Source organism: Cobetia sp. 1CM21F (genome assembly GCF_023161745.1).
GTDB classification, from domain to species: Bacteria; Pseudomonadota; Gammaproteobacteria; order Pseudomonadales; family Halomonadaceae; genus Cobetia; species Cobetia amphilecti.
Window position 1 is genome coordinate 106,657 of record NZ_JALNTQ010000004.1, and the last position, 25,811, is coordinate 132,467.

25 protein-coding genes are annotated in these 25,811 nt (G+C 62.3%); 3 read left to right on the forward strand and 22 right to left on the reverse strand.

The genetic code is table 11. The features are described from left to right. Positions 1 to 82 precede the first annotated feature (82 nt). From glmS to argC, 22 genes are all read right to left on the reverse strand, one after another. Positions 83 to 1,930 (reverse strand): glutamine--fructose-6-phosphate transaminase (isomerizing), encoded by a 1,848-nt coding sequence (gene glmS / locus MSG32_RS13670; protein ID WP_043331725.1) that lies wholly within the window; start codon positions 1,928 to 1,930, stop codon positions 83 to 85. An 11-nt stretch (positions 1,931 to 1,941) separates the two neighbouring features. Next, complete coding sequence (locus MSG32_RS13675; protein WP_043331724.1) at positions 1,942 to 2,721, reverse strand: DeoR family transcriptional regulator; 780 nt, start codon at positions 2,719 to 2,721, stop codon at positions 1,942 to 1,944. A gap of 221 nt (positions 2,722 to 2,942) precedes the next feature. Continuing rightward, the gene (glmU, locus tag MSG32_RS13680) at positions 2,943 to 4,313 is read right to left on the reverse strand and encodes a bifunctional UDP-N-acetylglucosamine diphosphorylase/glucosamine-1-phosphate N-acetyltransferase GlmU (protein ID WP_248380262.1); all 1,371 of its coding nucleotides are present in this window, start codon (positions 4,311 to 4,313) and stop codon (positions 2,943 to 2,945) included. A gap of 327 nt (positions 4,314 to 4,640) precedes the next feature. Next, positions 4,641 to 5,063, reverse strand: coding sequence for a F0F1 ATP synthase subunit epsilon (locus MSG32_RS13685; protein ID WP_054556360.1), 423 nt, complete (start codon positions 5,061 to 5,063; stop codon positions 4,641 to 4,643). A 29-nt stretch (positions 5,064 to 5,092) separates the two neighbouring features. Next, the gene (atpD, locus tag MSG32_RS13690; RefSeq protein ID WP_175088900.1) at positions 5,093 to 6,466 is read right to left on the reverse strand and encodes a F0F1 ATP synthase subunit beta; all 1,374 of its coding nucleotides are present in this window, start codon (positions 6,464 to 6,466) and stop codon (positions 5,093 to 5,095) included. A gap of 56 nt (positions 6,467 to 6,522) precedes the next feature. After that, complete coding sequence (gene atpG / locus MSG32_RS13695; protein ID WP_043331714.1) at positions 6,523 to 7,389, reverse strand: F0F1 ATP synthase subunit gamma; 867 nt, start codon at positions 7,387 to 7,389, stop codon at positions 6,523 to 6,525. A gap of 67 nt (positions 7,390 to 7,456) precedes the next feature. Next, positions 7,457 to 9,001, reverse strand: a complete 1,545-nt coding sequence (atpA, locus tag MSG32_RS13700; protein ID WP_043331712.1) for a F0F1 ATP synthase subunit alpha — start codon at positions 8,999 to 9,001, stop codon at positions 7,457 to 7,459. A 16-nt stretch (positions 9,002 to 9,017) separates the two neighbouring features. Beyond that, positions 9,018 to 9,560: a F0F1 ATP synthase subunit delta gene (locus MSG32_RS13705; RefSeq protein ID WP_043331710.1), complete on the reverse strand. Its 543-nt coding sequence runs from the start codon at positions 9,558 to 9,560 to the stop codon at positions 9,018 to 9,020. 13 nt (positions 9,561 to 9,573) lie between these two features. Further along, positions 9,574 to 10,044: a F0F1 ATP synthase subunit B gene (locus MSG32_RS13710; RefSeq protein ID WP_043331708.1), complete on the reverse strand. Its 471-nt coding sequence runs from the start codon at positions 10,042 to 10,044 to the stop codon at positions 9,574 to 9,576. A gap of 64 nt (positions 10,045 to 10,108) precedes the next feature. Next, complete coding sequence (gene atpE / locus MSG32_RS13715; RefSeq protein ID WP_011508579.1) at positions 10,109 to 10,357, reverse strand: F0F1 ATP synthase subunit C; 249 nt, start codon at positions 10,355 to 10,357, stop codon at positions 10,109 to 10,111. A gap of 101 nt (positions 10,358 to 10,458) precedes the next feature. Beyond that, positions 10,459 to 11,322, reverse strand: coding sequence for a F0F1 ATP synthase subunit A (gene atpB / locus MSG32_RS13720; RefSeq protein ID WP_043331706.1), 864 nt, complete (start codon positions 11,320 to 11,322; stop codon positions 10,459 to 10,461). A gap of 9 nt (positions 11,323 to 11,331) precedes the next feature. Continuing rightward, positions 11,332 to 11,736 (reverse strand): ATP synthase subunit I, encoded by a 405-nt coding sequence (locus MSG32_RS13725; RefSeq protein ID WP_043331819.1) that lies wholly within the window; start codon positions 11,734 to 11,736, stop codon positions 11,332 to 11,334. A 405-nt stretch (positions 11,737 to 12,141) separates the two neighbouring features. Then, complete coding sequence (locus tag MSG32_RS13730) at positions 12,142 to 13,089, reverse strand: ParB/RepB/Spo0J family partition protein (protein ID WP_043331703.1); 948 nt, start codon at positions 13,087 to 13,089, stop codon at positions 12,142 to 12,144. Between the two features lie 18 nt (positions 13,090 to 13,107). Continuing rightward, positions 13,108 to 13,875 carry a ParA family protein gene (locus tag MSG32_RS13735; protein WP_043331702.1) on the reverse strand — a complete coding sequence of 256 codons (768 nt, stop codon included), beginning with the start codon at positions 13,873 to 13,875 and terminating at the stop codon, positions 13,108 to 13,110. A gap of 149 nt (positions 13,876 to 14,024) precedes the next feature. Continuing rightward, complete coding sequence (gene rsmG / locus MSG32_RS13740; protein ID WP_043331700.1) at positions 14,025 to 14,675, reverse strand: 16S rRNA (guanine(527)-N(7))-methyltransferase RsmG; 651 nt, start codon at positions 14,673 to 14,675, stop codon at positions 14,025 to 14,027. Next, entirely contained in the window at positions 14,672 to 16,594 is a 1,923-nt protein-coding gene (mnmG, locus tag MSG32_RS13745; protein ID WP_054556362.1) for a tRNA uridine-5-carboxymethylaminomethyl(34) synthesis enzyme MnmG, read from the reverse strand. Before mnmG ends, rsmG begins: the two co-directional genes overlap by 4 nt. Before the next feature lie 17 nt (positions 16,595 to 16,611). Further along, on the reverse strand, positions 16,612 to 16,896 hold the full coding sequence (locus MSG32_RS13750; RefSeq protein WP_248380264.1) for a hypothetical protein: 285 nt from the start codon (positions 16,894 to 16,896) through the stop codon (positions 16,612 to 16,614). Positions 16,897 to 17,971: 1,075 nt separating this feature from the next. After that, entirely contained in the window at positions 17,972 to 18,718 is a 747-nt protein-coding gene (locus MSG32_RS13755) for an amino acid ABC transporter ATP-binding protein (RefSeq protein WP_282460374.1), read from the reverse strand. A gap of 109 nt (positions 18,719 to 18,827) precedes the next feature. Continuing rightward, the gene (locus MSG32_RS13760; protein WP_043331697.1) at positions 18,828 to 19,499 is read right to left on the reverse strand and encodes an amino acid ABC transporter permease; all 672 of its coding nucleotides are present in this window, start codon (positions 19,497 to 19,499) and stop codon (positions 18,828 to 18,830) included. A 150-nt stretch (positions 19,500 to 19,649) separates the two neighbouring features. After that, positions 19,650 to 20,357, reverse strand: a complete 708-nt coding sequence (locus MSG32_RS13765; protein WP_248380463.1) for a transporter substrate-binding domain-containing protein — start codon at positions 20,355 to 20,357, stop codon at positions 19,650 to 19,652. Between the two features lie 304 nt (positions 20,358 to 20,661). Further along, a complete protein-coding gene (gene erpA / locus MSG32_RS13770) occupies positions 20,662 to 21,015 on the reverse strand; it encodes an iron-sulfur cluster insertion protein ErpA (RefSeq protein ID WP_043331693.1) in 354 nt (117 codons plus the stop codon). 146 nt (positions 21,016 to 21,161) lie between these two features. Then, complete coding sequence (argC, locus tag MSG32_RS13775) at positions 21,162 to 22,205, reverse strand: N-acetyl-gamma-glutamyl-phosphate reductase (RefSeq protein WP_248380266.1); 1,044 nt, start codon at positions 22,203 to 22,205, stop codon at positions 21,162 to 21,164. 253 nt (positions 22,206 to 22,458) lie between these two features. Here argC and MSG32_RS13780 point away from each other — a divergent pair, with 253 nt between their 5' ends. The 3 genes from MSG32_RS13780 to MSG32_RS13790 all read left to right on the forward strand — a co-directional run bounded on the left by MSG32_RS13780 (position 22,459) and on the right by MSG32_RS13790 (position 25,686). Then, the gene (locus MSG32_RS13780; protein WP_152965405.1) at positions 22,459 to 24,210 is read left to right on the forward strand and encodes a chloride channel protein; all 1,752 of its coding nucleotides are present in this window, start codon (positions 22,459 to 22,461) and stop codon (positions 24,208 to 24,210) included. A gap of 169 nt (positions 24,211 to 24,379) precedes the next feature. Further along, positions 24,380 to 24,811 (forward strand): protoporphyrinogen oxidase HemJ, encoded by a 432-nt coding sequence (gene hemJ / locus MSG32_RS13785; protein WP_248380268.1) that lies wholly within the window; start codon positions 24,380 to 24,382, stop codon positions 24,809 to 24,811. 14 nt (positions 24,812 to 24,825) lie between these two features. After that, positions 24,826 to 25,686: a hydroxymethylpyrimidine/phosphomethylpyrimidine kinase gene (locus tag MSG32_RS13790; protein WP_248380270.1), complete on the forward strand. Its 861-nt coding sequence runs from the start codon at positions 24,826 to 24,828 to the stop codon at positions 25,684 to 25,686. The last annotated feature ends 125 nt before the right edge of the window (positions 25,687 to 25,811 follow it).

Consider the following 25,811-nt stretch of genomic DNA (forward strand, 5'->3'; position numbering starts at 1 on the left):
GCCCTGAGGCTGCCGTTGGCACAATGAGACTGGGCTCATCTGCTGCTGCGCCAGACATGACGCAGCCGTCTTGCATCGCAGATCACTCGACCGTGACACTCTTGGCCAGGTTGCGCGGCTGATCGACATCGGTGCCCTTGAGCACGGCGACGTGATAGGACAGCAGCTGCAGCGGCAGGGTGTAGAGGATCGGCGCCAGCACTTCACTGACATGCGGCATGCGCAGCACGCGCACGCCTTCGCTCTCTTCAAGGCTGATGTTCTCGTCGGCGAACACGTAAAGCTCACCGCCACGCGCGCGCACTTCCTGCAGGTTCGACTTGAGCTTCTCGAGCAGCTCGTCGTTCGGCGCCACCGCCACTACCGGCATGTCAGCATCGACCAGTGCCAGCGGGCCGTGTTTCAGCTCACCCGCCGGATAGGCCTCGGCGTGGATGTAGGAGATTTCCTTGAGCTTGAGCGCGCCTTCCAGTGCGATGGGGAACTGGGTGCCACGCCCGAGGAACAGCGCATTGTGCTTGTCGGCGAAGGCCTCGGAAAGACGCTCGATCTCGCTGTCCATGGCCAGTGCCTTGGTGACCAGCGACGGCAGCTGACGCAACTCACGCACCACCTCGGCTTCACCGGCCTCATCACCGCCACGCACACGACGCAGCGACAGTGTCAGCAGCATCAGGCCGACCAGCTGGGTGGTGAAGGCCTTGGTGGAGGCGACGCCGATTTCCGGGCCGGCCATGGTCATCAGGCTGAGGTCTGACTCACGCACCAGCGAGCTGCCCGGGACGTTGCAGATCGCCAGACTGCCGAGGAAGCCACCCAGCGACTGGGCATAACGCAGCGCGGACAGCGTATCGGCGGTCTCGCCGGACTGGGACAGGGTGACGAACAGGGTGCCATCGGCGACCACCACCGGGCGGTAGCGGAACTCGGAGGCAACCTCGACCGCTGCCGGAATGCCGGCCAGACGCTCGATCCAGTAACGCGCGACCATGCCGGCGTGGTAGCTGGTACCACAGGCGACGATCTGCACCTGCTTGACCTGACGGAAGAGGTTTTCCGCCTCGCTGCCGAAGCTGCGTACCAGCACGTGATCACCGTTCAGGCGGCCTTCCAGCGTGGCGGCCAGCACACGCGACTGCTCGTGGATTTCCTTGAGCATGAAGTGACGATAATCGCCCTTGGAAGCGGCATCCTGCGCGTGCTCGAAGGTCTGCACCGGACGCTCGTTGGCCTCGGTGACCAGACGCTCGCCCTGCTCGAAGATCTCGATCTGCTCGGCGGTCATGCGCACCAGATCGCCTTCCTTCAGGTAGATGAAGCGATCGGTGACCTGCAGCAGCGCCAGCTGATCGGAGGCCAGGAAGTGCTCATCGATCCCGACACCGATCACCAGCGGGCTGCCCTGACGCGCGCCGATCAGCACGTCCGGCTGGGCGCGATGCACCACGCCCAGCGCGAAGGCGCCATCGAGCAGCGCCACGGCTTTCTGCACCGCGGTCAGAAGGTCCTGACTCAGGGTGTATTCCCGCGCCAGCAGGTGGGCGACCACCTCGGTGTCCGTCTCGGAGGTGAAGACATAACCCTGACCTTCCAGCTCGCGCTTGAGTGTCTCGTAATTCTCGATGATGCCGTTGTGGACCACGGCCAGGCTATCGCCGGACTGGTGCGGGTGGGCATTGGCTTCGCTCGGCGCGCCATGCGTGGCCCAGCGGGTGTGCGCGATGCCGACACGGCCCTTGAGCGGGGCTTCCTCGAGGCGGCTCTGCAGCGCCCCGACCTTGCCCAGCGCGCGCACGCGGTTCAGGCGGCCTTCTTCGGAGAGGACGGCCATGCCCGCGCTGTCGTAGCCACGGTATTCGAGGCGATGCAGGCCCTCGAGCAGGATGTTCTGGACGTTACGACTGGCGACGGCGCCGACGATGCCACACATGAGCGATCTCCTTATGCAGTTGCTGGCTCGATGAGCGGGGCGATCAACACCTCGACGCCATGAGCACGAATCTGGTCACGCGCAGCATCAGGCAACGCGTCATCGGTTATCAGGGTACTGACGCTGGACCAGGCCAGCTCCAGGTTGGGAATGCGGCGGCCCAGCTTGTGGGATTCCGCCATCACCACCACTTCACGCGACACCTCGGCCATCACGCGCGACAGGCCGATCAGCTCGTTGAAGGTGGTGGTGCCACGCTCGAGATCGAGACCATCCGCGCCGAGAAACACCTGATCAAAGTCATAGCTGCGCAGCACCTGCTCCGCCACCTGACCCTGGAAGGAATCGGAGTGCGGGTCCCAGGTGCCACCGGTCATCAGCAGCACCGGCTCATTTTCCAGCTCGCGGATGGCATTGGCCACGCTCAGCGAGTTGGTCATCACGATCAGGTCATCCCGGCCCTTGAGCTCGGGAATCAACACCACCGTGGTGGTGCCGCTGTCGATGATGATGCGCTGGTGCGCGCGGATACGGCTCGCGGCGAGACGGGCGATGGCCTGCTTGGCGGCGCTGACCGGCTCGTCATGCACCAGCAGCTCACGCGGCATGGCCACGGCGCCGCCATAGCGTCTGAGCAGCAGGCCACTCTTCTCGAGGAAGGCCAGGTCCTTGCGGATGGTGACCTCCGAAGTGGCAAGCTCCCGCGCCAGTGCCTCGACACTGACTTCACCGTCACGCGCCAGCTGATCAAGGATCTGGTGACGCCGTTGTGGTGTCAGTCGCTTTGACATCGGGGACTCCCATAAAGTTTCGAACCGAAAGATAAGAGAGATGAATCGAAACATCAAGTGAAAGACGCTAGAGGATGAGGCGATTCACTCCCGGCAGGTCGTCCAGCACAATCGGCCGTGACGAAAAACGGGGAGACACCTGTCGGTGCCTCCCCGCCGGTGATGCTCATCTCCCCTCAGGGGCAAGCATCGCTACCACTCCTGCCGATCACTGCAGCCGATCACTTCTTGGTCGGACGCGGCCATTCCGGCTTGTCGATACGCTTGCCACGCGCCACGCTCAGCGCGCCCTCGGCGACATCGCGGCTCAAGGTAGAGCCGGCACCCACGGTGGCACCGGCGCCGATCTTGAGCGGTGCCACCAGCGCCGAGTTGGAGCCGATGAAGGCATTGGCGCCGATTTCGGTGCGGAACTTGTTGGCACCATCGTAGTTGCAGGTGATGGTGCCGGCACCGACATTGACGGCCTCACCGAGGGTGGCATCGCCGACATAGCTCAGGTGATTGATCTTGGCATCGACACCGACCTGGGCATTCTTGGTCTCGACGAAGTTGCCGATGCGTGCGCCACGCGCAAGCTCGGTGCCCGGACGCAGACGCGCGAACGGACCGACGTTGTTGTCGCCTTCCAGCACGGCGCCGTCGATGACGCTGTGCGGCGCGATGTTGGCACCGGCACCGATGGTGGCGTTGCGGATCACGCAGTGGGCACCGATGACCACATCATCCGCCAGGGTGACGTCGCCTTCGAAGATGCAGCCGACATCGATGCTGATGTCAGTGCCGATGGTCAGATTGCCGCGCACGTCGATGCGTGACGGATCGGCCAGGCTGGCGCCTTCAGTCATCAGGCGGTTGGCCTCACGACGCTGGAAGGCACGCTCGAGATCGGCCAGCTGCAGGCGGTTGTTGACGCCCTGCACTTCCTCGACTGCCGCCGGCTGGGCGGTGGCGATGTTGACGCCTTCGCTGGCCGCCATGGCGATGATGTCGGTCAGGTAGTACTCGCCCTGGGCATTGTCGGCGGACAGCGCCGGCAGCCAGCGCTTGAGCTGGGCACCGGTGGTGGCGAGGATACCGGTGTTGCCTTCCTGGATGGCCAGCTGCTCCGGCGTGGCATCCTTGTGCTCGACGATGGCGCTGACGCGGCCTTCGGCGTCACGCACGATACGGCCATAGCCTGTCGGGTCTTCCAGAATCACCGTCAGCAGGCCCAGGGTCTGCTCACTGACTTCGGCCAGCAGCGCCTCGAGGGTCTCGCGACGAATCAGCGGCACATCGCCATACAGGATCAGCACCTTGCCATCACCGATGGCGTCCAGTGACTGGGCCACGGCGTGGCCGGTGCCCTTCTGCTCTGCCTGCACCGCGAAGCTGGCGCCGGTATCGGCCAGCTGCTGCTGGACGCGCTCACCACCATGACCGATGACGACATTCAGATGCGCACCGTCCAGGCCTGCAGCGGTGTCAGCCACATGACGCACCATCGCCTTGCCTGCCAACGGGTGCAGCACCTTCGGCAATCTGGAACGCATGCGGGTGCCCTGGCCTGCGGCAAGAATGACGACGTCGGTACGCTCTGCGCTGCTCATCGGTGAACTCCTGTAGAAAGCGGGTCTTCATACCTGAAGCCCTGAAAATAGTGGCGCCATGATAGCAGCTGATCCGTGACCTGCCAGTGACGAGGTTTACCCACGGGACTGTCGCCGAGAACAGACCCGAGAAAGTAGCAGTGCTCCCGCAAGAGCTCTCAGCCAAGCGGCCCAGTACTCAAGGCACTGGCGGATGAGCACGCTCAGCCCTGAATCGCGCCAGGCTGCCCCAGTGGCAAGACGGGTCATCCCCTGGTGACGAGCACAAAAAAAGGCGACCCGAAGGTCGCCTCTTTCCTGTCACTGGCCATCATGGCCCAGTGCATCTCAGCGCGTGTGACGACGCATCTGCTGCACGGTGCGCAGCTTGGCCATCGCCTCGGCCAGTTCGGCCGTGGCGCGTGAGTATTCCAGTTCGGAAGCCTGGTCGTTCATGGCCTTCAAGGCCACTTCCTTGGCTTCCTGGGCTGCCGCCTCATCCAGATCGTCGGCACGTACTGCGGTGTCGGCGAGGACTGAAACGAGGTTCGGCTGCACTTCGAGGAATCCGCCACTGACGTAGTAGATTTCCTCGGCCCCACCCTGACGCTGAACGCGAATCGGGCCGGGTTGCAGCTCGGTCAGCAGCGGAGCGTGACCCGGCATGATGCCGAGGTCACCTTCGCTGCCGGCAGCCACGAGACGCTCGACCAGGCCGGAAAAGATGCCTTTCTCAGCGCTGACGATGTCGCAATGGACGCTCATAGCCATACCTGTTTCCTCATGCCTGAACAGGGAAATTACATGCCCTTGGCTTTCTCGACAGCTTCGTCGATGGTGCCGACCATGTAGAACGCCTGCTCCGGCAGTGCGTCATATTCGCCGTCCAGGATACCCTGGAAGCCGCGGATGGTGTCCTTGAGGGACACGTACTTGCCCGGCGCGCCGGTGAAGATTTCCGCAACGAAGAACGGCTGTGACAGGAAGCGCTGGATCTTGCGCGCACGTGCCACGGTCTGCTTGTCTTCGTCAGACAGCTCGTCCATCCCGAGGATGGCGATGATGTCTTTCAGCTCCTTGTAGCGCTGCAACACACCCTGAACGTTACGGGCAGTGTTGTAGTGCTCTTCGCCAACGACCAGCGGGTCGAGCTGACGAGAGGTGGAGTCGAGCGGGTCAACGGCCGGATAGATACCCAGCTCGGCAATCTGACGGGACAGTACGACAGTCGCGTCAAGGTGCGAGAAGGTGGTCGCCGGAGACGGATCGGTCAAGTCATCCGCGGGGACGTAGACGGCCTGCACGGAAGTGATCGAGCCAGTCTTGGTAGAAGTGATGCGTTCCTGCAGGACGCCCATCTCTTCCGCCAGAGTCGGCTGATAACCTACCGCGGACGGCATACGACCCAGCAGTGCGGACACTTCGGTCCCCGCCAGGGTGTAACGATAGATGTTGTCGACGAACAGCAGAACGTCACGACCTTCGTCACGGAACTTCTCGGCGATGGTCAGACCGGTCAGTGCCACGCGCAGACGGTTACCCGGCGGCTCGTTCATCTGGCCATAGACCAGGGCAACCTTGTCGAGAACGTTGGATTCCTTCATTTCGTGGAAGAAATCGTTACCTTCACGAGTACGCTCACCCACGCCCGCGAACACGGAATAACCGCTGTGCTCGGTGGCGATGTTGCGGATCAGCTCCATCATGTTGACGGTCTTGCCGACACCGGCGCCGCCGAACAGACCGACCTTGCCGCCCTTGGCGAACGGGCAGACCAGGTCGATGACCTTGATGCCGGTTTCCAGAAGCTCGCTGGACGCTGCCTGTTCCGCGAAGCTCGGGGCTGCACGGTGAATCGGCATGTGCTCTTCAGCACCCACGTCGCCAGCTTCGTCGATCGGCTGACCCAGCACGTTCATGATGCGACCCAGAGTCGCCGTGCCGACCGGCACGGAGATCGGAGCACCGGTGCTCTCAACTGCGAGACTGCGCTTGAGGCCTTCGGTCGAACCCATTGCGATAGTACGGACCACGCCGTCGCCCAGCTGCTGCTGGACTTCGAGTACGGTCTCGCTATCGGCGACGTTCAGGGCGTCGTAGACCTTGGGCACTGCGTCCCGCGGAAACTCGACGTCAATCACCGCGCCGATGATTTGTACGATACGTCCGCTCATTCCTGGTTCCTCTTAAACCTGCGATTGAAACCTGCTTGCCTGTTGCCACGCTGTCATCAGACGGCGGCGGCACCGGATACGATCTCGGAGATTTCCTGAGTGATCGCTGCCTGGCGGGCCTTGTTGTAGACCAGCTGAAGGTCGTCGATCAGGTCGCCGGCGTTATCGGTCGCACTCTTCATTGCGATCATTCGCGCTGCCTGTTCGCAGGCGATGTTCTCGACCACGGCCTGGTAGACCTGGGCCTCGACATAGCGCTTGAGCAGCTTGTCGAGCAACGAGACGGCATCCGGCTCATACAGGTAGTCCCATGTAGTGGGACCGGTTTCTTCGTCATTCAGATCAGCTTCGAGAGGAAGCAGCTGACGCACGACCGGCTTCTGCGTCATGGTGTTGACGAACTCGTTGAACACCACGTACAGACGGTCGAGGCTGCCCTCGTCGAATGCGTCCAGCATGGCCTTGACGCTACCGATCAGATCCTGGGTACCCGGGGAATCCCCGAGACCGGACTTGGCGGCAAGCAGGTTGCCACCGTAGTTGCGGAAGAAGGTACCGGCCTTGGAGCCGAGGGCACAGAAGTCCACCTCGACACCCTGGTCGCGCCAGCTCTTCGCATGCTTGGTGACAGCCTTGAACAGATTGGCGTTCAGGCCACCACACAGGCCGCGATCACTGGAGACCACGATATAACCGACACGCTTCACATCGCGTTCCATCAGATACGGATGGCGATATTCCGGGTTGGCCCGGGCGATGTGTCCTACAACCTTGCGGATCTGATGAGCATAAGGCTGGCTGGCCGCCATGCGATCCTGCGCTTTACGCATCTTGGACGCAGCCACCATTTCCATGGCGCTGGTGATCTTTTGCGTATTTTTGATGCTCCCGATCTGGGAGCGAATCTCTTTTGCAGCTGCCATAGCGATCTGCCTTATTCATGCCACCCGAAGGGAAACGACAGGGCCCGGACTGGCCGGGCCATGCCACTTACCAGCTTTGAGTCGCCTTGAACTTCTCGACGCCAGCCTTGAGACCATTCTTGATCTCGTCATCGTAGCCGCCGGACTGATTGATCTTGTCCAGAAGATCCGCGTGCTCGGAGCGCATGAAGTCCAGCAGCGCCTTCTCGAAGCCCAGTACCTTGGCGACGTCGACGTCATCCAGGTAGCCTTCGTTGGCCGCGAACAGCGAGATCGCCATGTCGGCCACGGACATCGGAGAGTACTGCTTCTGCTTCATCAGCTCGGTGACACGCTGACCATGCTCGAGCTGCTTGCGGGTCGCTTCGTCCAGATCAGAGGCGAACTGGGAGAAAGCTGCCAGCTCACGGTACTGAGCCAGTGCCAGACGCACACCACCACCCAACTTCTTGATGATCTTGGTCTGCGCAGCACCACCGACACGGGAAACAGACAGACCCGCGTTGATGGACGGACGGATACCGGAGTTGAACAGGCTGGTCTCGAGGAAGATCTGACCGTCGGTGATGGAGATCACGTTGGTCGGAACGAACGCAGACACGTCGCCACCCTGGGTCTCGATGATCGGCAGCGCAGTCAGGGAGCCGGTCTTGCCTTTCACTTCACCCTTGGTGAACTGCTCGACATAATCGGCGTTGACGCGTGCGGAACGCTCAAGCAGACGGGAGTGGAGATAGAAGACGTCACCCGGGTAGGCTTCACGGCCCGGCGGACGCTTGAGCAGCAGGGAGATCTGACGATACGCCCATGCCTGCTTGGTCAGATCGTCATAGACGATCATCGCGTCTTCACCGCGGTCGCGGAAGTACTCACCCATGGTGCAACCGGCGTACGGTGCCAGGAACAGCATGGCAGCCGGGTCGGAAGCGCCAGCAGCGACGATGATGGTGTGTTCCATCGCGCCGTGCTCTTCGAGCTTGCGCACGACGTTGGCAATGGTGGACTGCTTCTGGCCGACGGCGACGTAGACGCAGGTAATGCCCTTGCCCTTCTGATTGATGATGGCATCAATCGCGATGGCGGACTTACCAATCTGACGGTCACCGATGATCAGCTCGCGCTGACCACGGCCGATCGGCACCATGGCATCGATGGACTTCAGACCTGTCTGCACCGGCTGGTCGACCGGCTCACGGGCGATTACGCCCGGAGCGACCTTCTCAACCGCGTCAGTCAGCTTGGCGTCGATCGGGCCTTTGCCGTCAATCGGGTTACCCAGCGCGTCGACCACACGGCCGACCATTTCCGGGCCTACCGGCACTTCGAGGATACGACCGGTGCACTGCGCGGTCATGCCCTCTTCGAGCTGGAGGTAGTCACCCAGAACGACAGCACCGACGCTGTCGCGCTCAAGGTTAAGCGCCATACCAAAGACGCCACCCGGGAATTCAATCATCTCACCGAACATGACGTCTGCGAGGCCGTGGATCTGCACGATGCCGTCGGAGACGCTGACGATGGTGCCCTGATTACGGGCTTCGGATGCGACGTCAAGCTTTTCGATACGCTGCTTGATGATGTCGCTGATCTCGGAAGGATTCAGTTGCTGCATGCCATGTCCCTCGGACTCAGGAGTTCAGTGCTTCGGAAAGCCGGGCCAGCTTGCCGCGCACGGAGCCGTCAATGACGGTATCTCCGGCACGGATGATGACGCCGCCGAGCAGCGTACTATCCACCTGAGTGGTAATGGAGATGTCGCGGTTCAGACGCTTGCGCAGGGCAGTGGCGAGCTTTTCTTCCTGCTCACTCTCCAGTGCAAAGGCAGACACCAGGGTCACCTCGACACGCTGTTCCTGCTCGGCCTTCTGGGCCTCGAACAATTCGGCCACGGAGGGCAGGGCCGCAAGGCGGTCCTGCTCACCGAGAGTCCGGATGAAGTTGCGGGCGCTGTCATCCAGCGCCTCACCGCACACGTCCAGGAAGGTGCCAACCTTGTGCTCGGTGGAGAGCTTGGGGTTGTCGAGCACCGCCTTGACGTTTGCGTCGACAGCGACGAGCGCCGCTGTCGACAACATGCCGGACCAGGCCTCTAGCGCCTGCTGGCCGCGTGCAAACTCGAACGCCGCCTTGGCGTACGGGCGAGCCGCGGTGGAGGTAGACGTTTCAGCCATGGAATCAGTCTCCTCAGAGCTCGGCAGCGAGCTTGTCAATCAGCTCGCGGTGCTTGGCTTCGTCGATGGAGGATTCCAGGATGCGCTCGGCGCCGACCACTGCAAGAGCAGCGACCTGACCACGGAGCTCGTCCTTGGCCTGGTTGATCTCCTGGGAGATTTCGGCACGGGCCTGCGCAACGAGACGCTCGCCTTCCGCACGTGCAGTTTCACGTGCTTCCTCGATCATCTGGTTGGAGCGCTTATGGGTCTGCTCAATGATGCGTGCTGCTTCATCCTTGCTTTCCCGCAGAGTCTCGGTGGCTTTTTCCTGCGCCAGTTCGAGGTCACGGGTAGCACGGCTGGCAGCATCCAGACCATCTGCAATCTTCTTCTGACGTTCTGCCAGAGCCTGTGTGACCGGCGGCCAGACATACTTCATGCAGAAATAAACGAAGACCGCAAAGGCGATGGCCTGACCAATCAGGGTTAAGTTCAGATTCACGCCAGCACCTCTCGCTTCACGATTGTTGGGTCAAAAACACGGTAGGCCGGAGGCCAGCCGATGTTTAACCGACAAACGGGTTGGCGAAGGTGAAGAACAGCGCGATACCAACACCGATCATGGTCACGGCATCCAGCAGACCAGCGACGATGAACATCTTGACCTGCAGCTGCGGGATCATTTCCGGCTGACGCGCTGCGCCTTCCAGGAACTTGCCACCGAGGATACCGAAACCGATGGCGGTGCCCAGGGCGCCCAGGCCGATCAGCAGGGAGACGGCGATAGCGGTCATGCCAAGAACTTGTGCTTCCATTGTGGAACTCCAGTTTTAGTCAAGTTTAAGTCAAGGGTTGAGGGTGTGAGCAGAGCTCGGAAATCTTGCCCCACGCCACGGATGACGTGGGGCGAATTACATCAGTGGTCTTCGCTGGCCATGCTCAGGTAGACGATGGTCAGCATCATGAAGATGAATGCCTGCAGGGTGATGACCAGGATATGGAAGACCGCCCACGGGAAGTGCAGGGGCAGCTGCCAGATACCGACCAGCGAGATCAGGATGAAGATCAGCTCGCCTGCATACATGTTACCGAACAGACGCAGCGCCAGAGAGATCGGCTTGGCGATCAGCGTCACGAACTCAAGCAGGAAGTTGACCGGAATCAGCGCGATCTGTGCCAGCTTGTTCGGGGTGTTGAACGGGTGCAGCGTCAGTTCGGCCAGGAAGCCCTTGAGGCCCTTGACGCGAATGGAATAGAAGATGATCAGCGCGAACACGGACAGTGACATGCCCAGCGTGGCATTGATGTCAGTGGACGGCACCACCTTGAAGAACACGTGAGCCGGATCGGCGCCGAACATCTCACCGACCTTGGCAGCAACGCCAGGCAGCCAGTCGACGGGGATCAAGTCCATCAGGTTCATCAGGAAGATCCAGCAGAAGATCGTCAGTGACAGCGGTGCGATCAGGCGTGAACGACCGTGGAAGGTCTCACGCACGGACTGATCGACGAACTCGACCATCAATTCGACGAAGTTCTGCAGACCGCTGGGAACGCCAGTGGTGGCGGACTTGGCGACCTTGCGGAACAGGCACAGGAAGATCAGGCCCAGACCGATGGACCAGCCCATGGTGTCCAGGTGGATGGCCCAGAATCCCATGTCGGCCGCTTCCTGAGCGCTGTGCGCCAGTGACCATCCGTGTTCCGGGTGGTTGCCGTACGTCAGATTCTGCAGGTGGTGCTGAATATATTCGGAGGGACTCGGGTTGGTGCCTGCCATGACTCTGCCTCAGGTTCGTGTGTACGGTGTTCGCTTCACCAGCCAGGGGCCCAGCCAGTGAACCGCCATTGCCGCCACGTAAGCGCAAAAAAATAAAGCGGGGTTTGAGGGCGGCACTGCAATGAAGAAGAACGCAAACAATACGGCCGTCAAACCGAACTTACCGGCCTCGGCCTGATAGAAGGCCTTGACCATTGCCTGGGCGTAACGTGCACCGGTCACACGCAGTGAACGCCAGGCGAAAAACAGATTGGGCAGCAGGCAGACCAGCCCACCACACAGCGCGGAAAGCGCCGCACCACTGCCTTTCATTACTCCCGCCAGCAAGACGGCAATCACGATGACCAGCGCCTGGCCCCAGAGCAATCGAGCCACCTGAGGGCGTTGTAGAGCAGCGGGTGTCGTCTTGTGCATCTTGGACCTGTGTCTCGCAATGATGGCCTTCGCCATTTCTGGCGCTGCGCTGGACACAGCCCGGGAGCAAACTCGCCGGATTATAGGGGAGCGCTTCACCGCCATCAACCAAACGACAAGCTAAATTCCTTGATCTTTCGCAAGCTTACGACCAAAGCCTCACTATCTTGCGGGAAACCGATGACAGTTTGCTTACGTTGACAGTCGCTTGCGGTGCGAGCGACACAGGGTTGCATGAATCACAACCTGGCGTCAGCAACATCCTTCAATATCTTGAATGTCAGATGCATTTCGCGCCCCTGCGACAATGAGTCACAGGGGCGCGAAAGAGGATCGTGATCCGTCATGCGGAAAATTGCCGCCCGGGGAGGTGTGACGCATGGTCAACCCTCCCCTGCTCGTCCACTAGTGGATATGGCCAAGAATGCCGTCCAGCTCATCCAGACTGGTGTAGGAGATGGTGACCTTGCCCTTGCCGCTCTTGCCATGACGGATATTGACGGCGGCGCCCAGTTGCTCCGAGAGGCGCGTTTCCAGACGCTGGATGTCGGCGTCCGGTCGCGCCGGTGCCGGCTTGGGCTGCTCACCCTTCTGCACGCTTTTCACCAGCGCTTCGGTCTGGCGCACGGTCAGCTCGCGCTCGACCACTTCATGGGCCAGCTTGCGCTGACGTGCCGGGGTCAGGCCGATCAGGGCACGCGCGTGCCCCATGTCGAGCTCACCGCGCTCCAGCAGGGTCTGCACTTCCTGTTCCAGCGTCAGCAGCCGCAGCAGGTTGGTGACCTGGGCGCGTGAACGCCCGACCGCGTCGCCCACCTGCTGCTGGGTCAGCTCGAATTCCTCGAGCAGGCGCTTGAGCGCCAGGGCTTCCTCGACCGGATTGAGGTTCTCGCGCTGGATATTCTCGATCAATGCCAGCGCGAGCGCGATCTCATCGCTGATGCCTTCGCGGACGACGGCGGGAATGGTATCCAGCTCCGCCAGCTGCGAGGCACGCCAGCGGCGTTCGCCGGCGATGATCTCGTAGCGCCCCTCCCCCACCGGACGCACCACGATGGGCTGCATCACGCCCTGAGCCCGGATGGAATCCGCCAGCTCCTCGAGCGCTTCCGGCTGAATGTCACGCCGTGGCTGATACTTGCCACGCTGCAGCTGCCCGAGCGGCAGGCGCTCGAGGCGCTCGCTGGGCAATTCCGCCGTGGCAGCGGCCGGATTCGCGGCCAGCGCGGCATCCGGTGACGCATCGATGGCGTCGCCATCGACAGCTTCTATATCGGCTTCGACATGGCGGCGGCGGTTTCCGGCGCCAATCAGGGCATCCAGGCCCCTTCCCAGGGCACGCTTACGCGTCATGGACCTTCCTCGGTGAAGTTACAGCGAGAGACGACGAATCAATTCCTTGGCGAGCACCCGATAGGCCTGGCTGCCACGCGACAGACGCGCATACTTGGTCACCGGCAGGCCGTGGCTCGGCGCTTCCGCCACCCGCACGTTGCGCGGAATGGTCGCCTTGATCAGGGTATCGCCAAAGTAATCGGAAAGTTGCTTGCTGACATCGCGGGTCAGACTGTTGCGAGCGTCGTACATGGTACGCACGATCCCGAACACGTCGAGGGCCGGATTCACGTTGCCTTGAATCTGCTCGACGGTATCGAGCAGCGCTGACAGACCTTCCAGTGCATAGAACTCGCACTGCAGCGGGATCAGCACGCCATGGGCGGCGGTCAGGGCATTGACGGTCAACATGTTGAGCGAGGGCGGGCAGTCGATCAGTACCACGTCATATTCCGCGGCGATCGGCGCCAGAGCTTCCGTGAGACGGCGCTCACGCCCCTCGACACCGAGAAGATCGACCTCGGCGGCAGTAAGGTCGCCATTGCCGGGCAACAGGGCGTAGCCGGCATCGGGACAATCGAGAATCACGTCACTGGCACGCAGCTCGCCCAGCAGCACATCCAGCACGCTGCCTTCGAGGTCGTGCTTGTCGATGCCGCTGCCCATGGTGGCATGGCCCTGCGGGTCGAGATCGATCAGCAGAACGCGGCGATCGAGTGCCGCCAGCGACGCCGCCAGATTGACGGCAGTGGTGGTCTTGCCGACGCCACCCTTCTGGTTGGTCAGCGCGATGATCTTGGTCACGAGCGACTTCCTTGGTTCCTTGAGAAGCGGGGCCATTGGCACCAGCCACATGCTCACGAGGACAGATCAATGATCTGCCCTCGTGAAAACATCAGGCTGCCTGCCTTTTGCGCCCGGCACAATCCCTGCGCACGCCTTGAGGCGCTTTATCAGTCGCGCTTGAGGCGCAGAAGGTGACGCTCCCCTTCCTCGCCCGGCACTTCCAGCACCAATGTCTCGACCAGCGAGACACCCATCGGCAGGCGGGCAATCTCATCACTGGGGATGCGCCCTTTCATGGCCAGCCATTCGCCGCCCTCGGCGAGCACGGCCGCCGACAGATTGACGAAGGCATCGGTATCGGCGAAGGCACGCGAGATGATCTGTTCGAACGGCGCGCCATCATAGGCTTCGATACGGACCTGGGTCGGGCTCAGATTCTTGAGGCCCAGTTCATGGCCGGCCTGAATCTGGAAGCGCACCTTCTTGCCATTCGAATCCAGCGGCACGACGGCGATGTCGGGACGCATGATCGCGATCACGATGCTGGGCAGGCCAGGGCCGGCGCCGACATCCAGAAGACGTGGCCCACTGATATAAGGCAGCACACTGAGGCTGTCGAGCAGATGGCGAGTCACCATCGCCTCCGGCTCACGTACCGCGGTGAGGTTATAGGCGCGATTCCACTTGTGCAACAGCACCAGCAACGTCATCAGCTGGGCGTGCTGTTCCTCGCTCAGCGCCACTCCCATGGCGCTGGCACCACGACTGAGCAGCTGAGCGCAACGTTCACGCTGTGTCTCGTTGAGCGTCTGGCTCATTGCGCGGCTCCCGTGTCAGCCGTTGCGGCATCTGCGGGTGTCTCCGCCTTGATCAGCTGACGCTTCTTCAAGTGAATCAACAGGATAGAGACAGCTGCCGGCGTGACACCGGAAATGCGACCGGCCTGGGCCAGCGTCGCCGGGCGCGCTTCGTTGAGCTTCTGCTTGATCTCGTTGGAGAGACCATCGACGGAATCATAGTCGAGGCTGGTCGGCAGTTCGGTGTGCTCGTGACGGCGCAGACGGTCGATCTCTTCCTGCTGACGCTGGATATAGCCTGCGTACTTGGCAGTGATCTGTACCTGTTCGGCGATGCGCCAGTCGTCGACCCCTTCCCCTTTCAGGCCTGCCACATCCGGATACTCGAGCTCCGGACGCTTGAGCAGCTCCATCAGGCTGGCTTCGCGCTTGAGCGGCGAGCTGAGCTTGTCGCTCAACGGGGCCAGCTCCGGGCTCTTCGGCGTCAGCCAGGTGCTCTCGAGACGCGCGGTCTCGCGGGCGATGGCTTCACGCTTGCGATCGAAGGCTTCCCAGCGGGCGTCATCGATCAGGCCCAGCTCGCGCCCCTTGGCGGTCAGACGCAGATCGGCATTGTCCTCACGCAGCAGCAGGCGATATTCGGCACGCGAGGTGAACATGCGGTACGGCTCACGCGTGCCGAGAGTGATCAGGTCATCGACCATCACACCGGTGTAGGCCTCGTCACGCAGCGGATGCCAGGACTCGTCGTCAGTGGCGCGCAAGGCGGCATTGACGCCCGCCAGCAGCCCCTGGGCACCGGCTTCTTCATAGCCGGTGGTGCCGTTGATCTGACCGGCGAAGTACAGGTTCTTGATGAAACGCGTCTCCAGGGAGTGATGCAGGTCCTGGGGATTGAAGAAATCGTACTCGATGGCGTAGCCGGGACGCGTGATGTGCGCGTTCTCCATGCCACGGATCGAGCGCACCACCTCGAGCTGCGTATCGAAGGGCAGCGAGGTGGAGATGCCGTTGGGATACAGCTCATGGGTATTCAGGCCTTCCGGCTCGATGAAGACCTGGTGGCTGTTCTTGTCGGCGAAGCGATGCACCTTGTCCTCGATGGACGGGCAGTAACGCGGCCCGATGCCATCGATGACGCCGGAGTACATCGGCGAGCGATCGAGATTGGCGAAGATGATCTCGTGAGTGCGCTCGTTGGTGTGCGTGATGTAGCAGTTGACCTGCTCCGGCTGCATCTCACGGCTGCCCATGTAGGACATCACCGGACGCGGAGTGTCGCCCGGCTGGGCTTCCATCTTGCTGAAATCGACGCTCTTGGCATCGATGCGCGGCGGGGTGCCGGTCTTGAGGCGATCGACCCGGAACGGCAGTTCACGCAGACGCGATGCCAGGCCATTGGCGGGCGGATCACCGGCACGGCCACCGGCATGGTTGTCCAGGCCGATGTGGATTACGCCGCCGAGGAAGGTCCCGGTCGCCAGCACCACCGTGGTGGCATGGAAGCGGATCCCGGTCTGGGTGACGACACCCCGCACGGTCTCGCCTTCGACGATCAGGTCTTCCGCACCCTGCTGGAACAGCGTCAGGTTCGGCTGGTTTTCCAGCACGTTGCGGATCGCGGCCTTGTACAGCGCCCGGTCAGCCTGTGCACGAGTGGCACGCACTGCCGGCCCCTTGCGGGCATTCAGGGTACGGAACTGGATACCCGCCATGTCGGTGGCCAGGCCCATGGCACCGCCCAGCGCATCGATCTCCTTGACCAGATGGCTCTTGCCGATCCCGCCGATGGCGGGATTGCAGGACATCTGGCCCAGCGTCTCGATGTTATGGGTCAGCAGCAGGGTCTGACGGCCCATGCGGGCAGCAGCCAGTGCGGCTTCCGTACCGGCATGACCGCCGCCGATGACGATCACGTCAAAGCGGTTCGGGTAATCCACGTTGGCACCTCGGGGTATCACGAAACTTGGGTGAAGCGCTGTTCGCTGGTTGGCGAAGCAGGCAAATCGGCCAGGCAGGGCGATGAATCGATGCCTGGATGAATCAAGGACTGCCAGACGGCATGGCGAATGATGTCCGTCGCCGAAGGCATGTGCTCGACCGGTGAGGGAGCTTGCAAGCCAGCAGGATGACGTCCGGGCCGCACAGTATAAACCGCCTGTGGGTAAGCGTCAGGAGTTTTCCACAGCGCCTTGCCCTGGCAGCCCATGAGCGAATGCCCGGGTTGTTTCTTCTGGGGCATCAATCCACGCCGCGGCGATTCACGAGTCTTGCGGATACGACGCGTCGATTTTCCGGCGAGGGATGCGCTATCCAGACAGCCGTTCGTTATCCCGAACACTTCGGGTTCGGCGAGTTCACGTCAGGTCGATCGTGAGGTCTCGGTCCGTCCTTCGGGTTTCCGGATAACAAGATTATATAAAGAAAAGAAAAAGGGGTTCTGTTGATGTTGTAACTACTGTTGTGGACAAAATCAGTGGGAAATCGACTTTATCTGTTACAAATCAAAAGCTTACGATGTTGATATAGTTGGGGAGAAAATGCGGAGTACCTGAGGACGCCACCGGTCGCTTCCTGTGGATGAAATGCGCCCTTGTCCACAGCCCCGATTATCCCCTGATTCATACCGAGCTGGTACCCGACTTTTCTGCCCTGCTGTGCACAAGTGGCGTTGTTACCCACAACCCCTAGTGCTGCATGGCCTGACGGCAAGAAGGCCGCGGATAATGCCGGAAAATGTCCACAGAGGCAAATGTCGATTTCCTGCGCTGCCCAAGGCTGTAGACAGTCATGGGATAAGTGGTGCGTGAATGGCTACAGCCCTCGCCAATGGTGCCAATGACGCGACGCGACCCAGCCTGTGGATACTTTTTCGCTTGTTTTGCCCGTGTCGGCCGCTGAGATTGCCTGAACGCTGTCCCGGCGGCTCACGGTGCACGTTATCCTCGTGTGGTTTTCCGGCTAGGCCCCTGATTTATCCTTGTTTTTCACACGCTCAAGCGACGCCTCAGTGGGGACTGCCAGGCGGGGAAAGCGTCATTCCTTCGAGCGCCAAGGCGTGTTTGCGTGACCTGGCAAGGGGGTGGCCGGGGCCAAAAAAATTCGTTTTTTTCTTCTCGAAATGCCGACAGATGGTGCGGAGGGAGAAGATTTTTCATCGTTTGGCGATCCGCAGGGCTCGCGAGGGCCTCTGAGGACAAAAAAAATGCCCCGACCTGACGGTCGGGGCATGCCCGCTGCACGCATGGCAGCGGGTAGGGTCATCACGTGCTCAACGTTTGTCTGACCAGTGGCTCAGCGAGCCTTGTGGAAGGCGCTCAGTGGGACAGTACGCGGGCCAGGAAGCTCTGGGTGCGTGGATGTTGCGGCGTATCGAAGACCTCCTCTGGCGTGCCTTCCTCGACGATGCTGCCCTGATGGATGAACACCACCCGGTCTGCCACTTCACGGGCAAAGCTCATTTCATGGGTGACGATCATCATCGTCATGCCTTCGCGGGCCAGCTTGCGCATGACATCTAGCACCTCGCCGATCATTTCCGGGTCCAGCGCCGAGGTGGGCTCATCGAACAGCATCAGGCGCGGTTCCATCGCCAATGAGCGGGCAATGGCCACGCGTTGCTGCTGGCCACCGGAGAGTTGCCCCGGGTACTTGTCGGCCTGCTCGAGGATATTGACCCGCTCGAGCAGCGTATCGGCTTGCTGCTCGGCCGCCGGTCGCGAGGTACCGCGGACCTTGATGGGGGCCAGGCTGACGTTGTCACGCACGCTCATGTGCGGGAAGAGATTGAACTGCTGGAAGACCATGCCGACTTCGGTGCGTATCTCCTTGAGCGCCCGGTGGCTCTTGCCGTGGGGGATCAGCGAATGCCCATCCACCTCGATGTTGCCGTCCTGAAACTCCTCCAGGCCGTTCACGCAGCGAATCAGTGTCGACTTGCCGGAGCCACTGGCGCCGATGATCACCACCACCTCCCCCTGGGCGACCTCGAGCTCGATGTCCTTGAGGACATGCAGGCTGCCGAAATGCTTGTTGAGCTTGTGCATCTTCACGATGGCAGTCATGGGGCACTCCGAACCGGCGCTGCATGCCGGAAGGTCGTCAGAGGAATGAGGTCAGGCAGAAGGAGAGATGGCGCGGCTATATCCGTCGCGTGTGGGGGGCAGAGAGACATCATTGGCCCACCAACCCGCGGCGCTCGAGCATCCGCAAGCCAAATGACAGGCTGAGGGTGATCACCAGATACAGCAGCGCCACCATGAAGTAGGTTTCCAGCGCATTGAAGGTCGTGGCGATGTAGATCTGCCCCTGACGCACCAGCTCACCGACGCCGATCACCGAGAACAGCGAGGTGTCCTTGATCGAGACGATGCCCTGGTTGCCCAGCGCAGGGATCATGCGGCGCAGCGCCTGGGGCCAGATGACATAGCGGAAGGTCTGCGGGGTGGAAAGGCCGAGTGACAGGCCGGCTTCTCTCTGGCCCCGCGCGATGGACTGCACGCCGCCGCGCACGATTTCCGAGATATAGGCCGCCGAGTTCAAGGCGATCGCGGCGATGCCGGCGGTCAGGGCATCGATGGGGCCACCGATGATCTGCGGCAGGCCATAGAAGATGAAGAGCACCTGGACGAGCACCGGGGTGCCACGGAAGATCTCGATATAGGCGGTGGCGACCCAGCGCAGGATGCGGCTGGGAGACAGGCTCAGCAGTCCGAACAGGATGCCGAGCACGAAGCCGATGGCGAGGCCACCGAAGGAAATGGCGAGGGTCCAGGGAATGCCCTCGAGCAGGTAGGGCACCGAATTGAGTGCGGCCTGCCAATCAAACTGGAACTGAACGTCCACGGGGGGCTCCTTGGCACGAACCTCTCAAGCACCGCTGGGCGCGCCGGAGATTCGAGACGACCGACATTCCGGCAGGCTGTCGCTGCCGAAATGTCGTGATGATGATCTGCACTACGCGACGTGGGGCGTCTGAGGCGAGTCGAAAGCGGCTTACTGGCTGTCGCCGGGCATGGCGCCGAACCACTTCTGGTAGATCTCGGCATAGCTGCCATCGGACTTCATCTCGGCCAACGCCTTGTTGGCGGCCTCGGTCCACTCGCTGCCTTCGGTGAAGGCGATGCCGTATTGCTGGCCTTCATAGAGCGGCCCCACCGTCTTGACGCGTCCATTGCCCTTGGTCTTGGCGAAGTAGCCGACGTTGGGGGCATCGTAGAAGACGGCATCGACGCTGCCGGACATCAGGGCCATGTACATGTCGGCGCTGCCCGGATAAGGCGTGATGGTGGAGTCACCGAGGTTGGCGGTGAGGTAGTCGTAACTGGTGGAGCCGATCTTGGTGCCGATCTTCTTGCCTTCCAGGCCCTCGATATCCTCGATGTCGCCGTTGTTGGACGAGGTCAGAATCTGCAGGCCGGAGTCATAGTAGGGATCGGTGAAGTCGACGATCTTCTCGCGCGCCTCGGTGATGGTGATGCCGGCGATGGCGACATCGACACTACCGGTCTGCACGGCCGGGATGATGCCATTGAAGTCCATGGTCTTGAGGTCGATATCGAAGCCGGCGCGCTCGCCGATGGCATTGAGGATGTCGATATCGAAGCCGACCATCTCGCCGCTTTCCTGGTCGAGCATCTCGAAGGGCACGAAGCTCGGGTCGGTCGCCGCCTTGAGGGTGACGGCATGGGCAGCGCTGGCCATGAAGGTGGCGGCCGCGAGGCCAGAGAGAGAGGCCAGCAGGTGAGATCTGCGCATTTTACATTCCTCTTTATATTTAGATTTTAGGATGTATAGCGTTTTTAGATTGACGAGCACACCGGACCCCGTCAAGTCTCCCTGCGCTGCCATGCGGCGAAGGGAAGCTTGCAAGCCACTGAGATGACGAAAAAAAATCGCCCCCTACCGGGGACCGGTAGGGGGCGATCAGGCGCCAGCAAGGCGTCAATGTCGTGCGCGGGCGTGTCAGCCCTGACGGTCAGACACACTCTGGTCAGACCCTCAATGATCAGACCATGAAGGAAGACCCGCAGCCACAGGTGCTGGTGGCATTGGGGTTCTGGATCATGAAGCGGGCGCCCGCCAGACCTTCCTCGTAGTCGATCGTCGAGCCGACCAGATACTGGTAGGACAGCGGGTCGATCACGATGGCGGCTTCGCCCAGCTCGACCACGGTGTCGTCATCGGCCAGGTCGGTGGCGATATCGAAACCGTACTGGAAGCCGGAACAGCCGCCGCCAGTGACGTAGACCCTGAGACGCAGCTCCGGGTTGGCTTCTTCCGCGCGCAGCGCTGCAATCCGGGCACTGGCGCGCTCGGACAGGTACAACGGCGTGGGGATGAAGCTTTGTGCTTCGCTCATGCGGGCCTCCTGGAAGGAGTCGGAGGCCGGACGCTGAAGACAGCGCCCGGCACGGTATAGAGAACGGAATGACGCCTATTATCCCTATATCCGAGCAAAAGGGTCAACTTTGTCTGACGTGCTGCCTTGCGGGCGACGCTGGCGGTTCAGGGCATCATCGCCGGCGCACCGATGCCCATCATCTCATCGAGACCGAACATCAGGTTGAGGTTCTGGATGGCCTGACCTGACGCGCCCTTGACCAGGTTGTCGATCACCGACAGCACTACCAGGGTGTCGCCGTTGCTCGGACGATGCAGGGCGATGCGGCACAGGTTGGTGCCCCGCACACTGCGCGTCTCCGGATGGCTGCCCAGCGGCATGACATCGACGGCGGGATGATCGGCGTAGCGCTGCTCGAACAGCGCCTGCAGATCTTCCAGCGTGCCGCTGAAGCCGCTCAGACGCGGATAGAGGGTGGAGTGGATGCCGCGGATCATCGGCGTCAGGTGCGGGACGAAGGTCAGGCCGACCGTGCTGCCGGCTGCCAGGTCCAGCCCCTGGGTGATTTCCGGCAGGTGGCGGTGGCCGGAGGCGCCGTAGGCCTTCATGGACTCGCCGGCTTCACACAGCAGCGAGCCGACCTTGGCACCGCGACCCGCGCCGGAGACGGCGGACTTGCAGTCGGCGATGATGTTGTCGGTCTCGATCAGGCCGGCTTCCAGCAGCGGGATCAGCCCCAGCTGCACGGAGGTCGGGTAGCAGCCCGGCACCGCGATCAGGCGCGCTTCGCGGATGGCATCGCGATTGACTTCCGGCAGGCCGTAGACGGCCTCGCCGAGCAGCTCCGGCGCGCCATGCGGCTGGCCATACCACTCGGCCCAGACGTCGGCGTCCTTGATGCGGAAGTCCGCGGACAGGTCGATGACACGCGTGCCGCGTGCCAGCAGATCGCCGGCCAGGGCGTGAGCGACACCGTGAGGCGTGGCGAAGAATACGGCGTCGCAGGCGGCCAGCACGTCGGCATCCGGCTCGCTGAACGCGAGGGTGTCGTAGTGGCCGCGCAGATTGGGGTACATCTCGTCGACACGCACGCCCTTCTCGCTTCGCGAGGTGATCACGGTCACTTCCACCTGCGGGTGGCTGGCCAGGAGCCTGAGGAGTTCCACTCCGGTGTAACCGGTGCCGCCGACGATACCTACCTTGATCATGCTGCCTCCCCGCCTTCGGGCGGTGTCCTGTTGATGCGAGATGTAATCTTGTGTCCGATCTGCTGCTGCGACCTTTGGTGGCCTGTGCGCGAGACAGGCGTTGCGCCATGCTGTGCCGAGGTTGTCGGATTGCGCACGGTCGCGACGGTTCGCAATCGATATGATACACAGGTGTCAGGCGGGCAGTAATGCGCTGCCGACATGGATGTCCTCTGTCATTGCCAGTGCCTTCAAGGAGTCGTGAGTGTCACGCCTGACGCGTCCGCATCTGCCTCGTCCCAGTCTCGACAATTTTCGGCGCAAGCTGGCGGCGGTCGATGCACTCCCGCAACTGTGTCTGCTGGGGCTGGTGGCAGGGCTGCTGACCGGCTCATTGATGGTCGGCTTCCGCCTGCTGTTGAGCGCCGGTGCTCTGGGCTTCATGCCCGATGACAACCCGGAGAACTTCGAGGGGCTTGCTCCCTGGGTGCGCGCCTCGCTGCCGCTGCTGGCGGTGCTGGTGATCGGCATCGTGCTGGGGCGACAGCATCCGGCGCAGCGCAAGCTGGGCATCGGTCATGTCATCGAGCGCCTGACCTACCATCAGGGCAAGATGCCGTTGCGTGCCTGGCTCAATCAGGTCGTGGTCGGGGTCGTGAGCGTGCTCGGTGGTCTGTCGGCGGGACGTGAAGGCCCGGCGATCCACCTGGGTGCCGGCGCCTCGAGCTGGATCGGCGAGCGCCTCAAGCTGCCCAACAACAGCCTGCGCGTGCTGGTCGCCTGTGGCACGGCGGCGGGCATCTCCGCCTCCTTCAATACGCCGATCGCGGGAGTCATCTTCGCCATGGAAGTGGTGATGATGGAGTACACCCTGATGGGCTTCATGCCGGTGATTCTGGCCTCGACCACCGGCGCGGTGGTCACGCAGATGGTCTACGGCTCGGCGCCGGCCTTCGCGGTGCCCTCCCTGCTGCTGCATTCCCTGCTCGACCTGCCCTGGGTCATCGTCACGGCGCTGGTCATCGGCCTGCTGGCGGGGGGCTTCGTGCATCTGGCGCGTCAGCAGGCGCGCGTGGCACACCTGTCATGGGGGATGCGCATGGCGCTGGTCGGGGTCTCGACGGCCGTCGTGGCGTGGTGGTATCCCCAGGTGCAAGGCATCGGCTATGACAGCCTGGCTCAGCTGCTCGACGGCCAGCTGGCGCTGGATATCCTGTTGGCGCTGGTGATCGGCAAGCTGGTGCTGTCGGCACTGTGCGTGGCCTGTGGCGTGCCGATCGGCATCATCGGTCCGGTGGTGGTGGCGGGCGCCGCTGCCGGGGCCTTGATGGGCATGCTGGGCGGCTGGCTGTTGCCGGACCAGGCCTCGGACATCGCGCTTTACGCCCTGCTCGGCATGGCGGCGATGATGGGCGCGGTGCTTCAGGCGCCACTGGCCGCCCTGATGGCACTGCTCGAATTGACGCATTCTCCGAATATCATCCTGCCTGGCATGCTGGCGGTGGTGGTGGCAGGCCTGACCTGTCGCCAGCTGTGTCACTGCCAGGGCTTCTTCATCTCGACGCTGACGGCGCAGGGCCTGCATCCGCTCCAGCAGCCATTGATGCAGGCGCTGTCGCGGGTGGCGGTGCCGGCGGTGATGGAGCGCTCGCTGGTCAGCGTGCCGCGCCGCATCACGCGTGAGCGTGCTCGCGCCCTGCTCGACAGCAAGCCGGTCTGGCTGGTGGTCACGCGCTCGACGCCGGAAAAGCCGATGGTCGCACTGCCGGCGGCGGATCTGGTGCGTGTGCTGATGGATGAGCACTGGCGGGAGCAGGAGGAGCTCGACCTGCTCGAGATCCCCGCTCAGCGTCTGGATCTCGCACCCATCCACCTGCAGGCTACCTTGTCCGAGGCCTATGAGCGGCTGCTGCCCAGCGATGTCGATGCCCTCTATGTCGAGCACACCACGGCACCGATGATTCGCAAGATTTCAGGTATCATCACGCGGGATGCAATAGAGAGCTACTATCGCTATACGCCCTGAAACGTGGCGTGGCAGCTGTCTCCTCGGCGCGAATTCGCTCTGCGCGCGCCTGGCCGCGACTGCATACCGCATGGGCCTTGGCGGTGTCACATGCCATCGTGGCGATCCGATTGCTTCATCCGCGCGTCCACTTTCTGACCTTCCCGACCCTGACTGACGGAGCTCCCTCATGTATCTGTGGATCAAGGCTTTCCATCTGATTGCCGTAGTGTGCTGGTTTGCTGCCCTCTTCTATCTGCCGCGCCTGTACGTCTATCACGCCCAGGCGCGTGATGCCGGCGACCACAAGGCCATCGATTACTTCAAGACCATGGAGCGCAAGCTCTATCGCGGCATCATGATGCCATCGATGATCGCGACCCTGGTGCTGGGGATCTGGCTGCTGGCGCTGGTGCCGAGCTTCATGAGCATGGGCTGGATGCACCTCAAGCTGACCATGGTCGTGCTGCTGGTCGGCTATCACCATGCCTGTGGCCTGTATCTGAAGCAGTTCGCCGCCGATACCTGCAAGAGAACCTCGCGCTACTTCCGCTTCTTCAATGAAGTGCCGGTGCTGATGCTGGTGGTGATCGTCATCTGCGTCATCGTCAAACCGTTCTGAGGGATGGTTCAGCCATGACCGAGTGCTCAGCGCAACTGCCCTACGTGCTGGTATTGGCGGGGCATGATCCCAGTGGCGGCGCGGGTCTGGTCGCCGACAGCGAGGCGATCCGCGCCGGTGGCGGCTGGGCGCTGACGGTGCCGACGGCACTGACGGTGCAGAACTCCTGCAATGTGCAGGCGGTGATCCCGCAATCGGGCGAGTCGATGCTCGCCATGGCTCGCACCCTGTGTGAGGACTTCCGCCCGGGCGCGCTCAAGATCGGTCTGCTCGCCAGCGAAGCGGCGCTCACGACGTGCGTGACGCTGATCGAGGAACTCCGGCAGCGCTGGCCGGGGTTACCCGTGGTGTGGGATCCGGTGCTCAAGGCGGGCGGTGGGCTGGAGCTTTCCACCGAGTCGCTGATCCATCAGGCGCGTGAGAGCTTGCTGCCGCATGTGGATGTGCTCACGCCCAACCGCGCGGAGCTTGCGCGGTTGGCGGCCTGCCCCACGGGGACGGGCGACGGCCAACTCGCCGAGCATCTGCTGGCGGCAGGCGCCGGGGCCGTGCTGGTCACCGGTACTGATCCTGTCGAGCGCGATGCTGACCCGCTGGGACACGGCGCTGATTCGCTGACTGAGCCGTCGGTGATCCATCGTCTGTATCGCCGTGACCACGCCACGCTCGCACTGGACTGCCCGCGACTGACGGGCAGCTTCCATGGCAGCGGCTGCACGCTGGCCTCGCACCTGGCGGTGCGTCTGGCACGCGGCATGACATTGCCATCGGCATGGCAGGCTGCCCAACAGGCCACCTGGCAGAGTCTCGTCGATGGCCAGCAGCGTGGGCGGAAAGGTGCGCTGCCTGACGCCCAGTTTCTGCCCTGGCGATAGCGCTATTGCCCCTTTCGATGCCGGCACCCCTTGCGCTCACGCGGCTGCAACTCACCCGTGAGTCGCGTTAAGCTGTCGCCATCGACGGCATTCGGGTTATCCACACCCCCCTTGCCGCCCCGAGG